At 37.8% G+C, this 1,403-nt stretch carries 1 protein-coding gene; it reads right to left on the reverse strand.

The features are described from left to right. Nucleotides 1-35: 35 nt before the first annotated feature. Nucleotides 36-1,277, reverse strand: coding sequence for an RNA-guided endonuclease InsQ/TnpB family protein (locus tag ACM0OT_RS23765; protein ID WP_414566836.1), 1,242 nt, complete (start codon nt 1,275-1,277; stop codon nt 36-38). Nucleotides 1,278-1,403: the final 126 nt, after the last annotated feature.

Here is a 1,403-nt window from a genome sequence, read left to right on the forward strand (position 1 = left end):
TTGACACTCTCCCGACTACAAAAATTTCGCTACGCTCATTTTTGCAAAAAGTCGGGAGATTCTACATTCAACGACTCGCCGTTAGACGACAGGTTTACACCAATCGCCCAAGAGGGCAAATCTCCTGTAGCGTGAGTTCCGCTATGCCCTAGCGTACTGAGTCCTAATCTCAAAACGTTAATGCTGGCGTTAATATCCCTATCTTCTACATAGTTACAATGCCCACAGACATGAGTTCTAGTAGACAGAGATTTTTTAACTTTCTTGCCACAATTAGAACAATTTTGGCTTGTATTATAGGGAGGCACAGCAATAGTTACCTTCCCATACTTGTGACCAAAATACTCTAACCATTGACGAAAAGTTGACCACCCAGCATCACTAATTGATTTGGATAGATGTCGGTTTTTTACCATGCCTTTAACATTCAAATCTTCGTAAACTATCACATCATTAGAGTGAACAACGGAATATGCTAATTTTTTGCAATATTCTTTTCGCTGTCTACTTACTTTTAAATGTTTACGGGCATACCTAGTTCTAGCCTTATGGTAATTATTAGACTGCCGTTGTTTAGCCTTTTTTCTATCTTTGCTAAACTTTTTGGATTTCTTGCGGTTAGCTCGGTTTAACTGTTTTTCTGACTTGCGGTAAAACTTGGGTGAAGGTTCTAGATTGCCATTACTATCAGCAATGAAGTAATTCAGTCCCAAATCTAAACCAACTGCTTTTTTAGTTGGTTGAGTTTCTATTCTGATATCAACATCAATTGCAAATTGAGCGTAGTAACCATCAGCACGACGCACTAAACGCACTCGCTTAATTTGCTTGATGTCGTAATAGTTAAGGTCGTAGGTTCCTTTTAGTTTTAAAGTACCTATACCCTTTTTATCTCTAAAGGTAATAGTTTTCCGATTTGGCGAAAGTTGCCATCCTGACGTTTTATATTCTACTGATCGGCAATTTTTCTTAAATCTTGGGAAACCTTTCTTACCCTTAACTTTTTTCTTGCAGTTATCGTAAAACCGAGATATCGCTGACCAAGAACGTTCTGCGGCAGACTGTCTAGCCATTGAATTGAGTTCATCAGCAAAGGGAAACTCGGCAGCTAATACCGCACAATATTTATTCAGTGCATATTTATCTACCTTTGAGTTTTTGTTATCCATCCAGTAGCGTAAACATTTATTTTGGATGAATTGAGATGTACGTATCGCCTCATCAATTGCGCGATATTGACTATCTTTGCCCTTACACTTGAACTCATAAATTATCATGGCATCGACCTATTCACCACATTTTTATGCTACTATATTTAGCATAAAATATCAAACATTAGTCTATATCTCGGCAATTAAAATTGCCGTTCGCCCTACATCTCCTACTTGAAAGATAGGAGTTTT

Origin of the sequence: Anabaena sp. CCY 9613, from assembly GCF_963920895.1 — a bacterium.
Taxonomy (GTDB): domain Bacteria; phylum Cyanobacteriota; class Cyanobacteriia; order Cyanobacteriales; family Nostocaceae; genus Cyanocohniella.

Excerpts from the sequence above, each read along its gene's own strand:
- ACM0OT_RS23765 (WP_414566836.1), bottom strand. The coding sequence starts at position 1,277 with ATGATAATTTATGAGTTCAAGTGTAAGGGCAAAGATAGTCAATATCGC.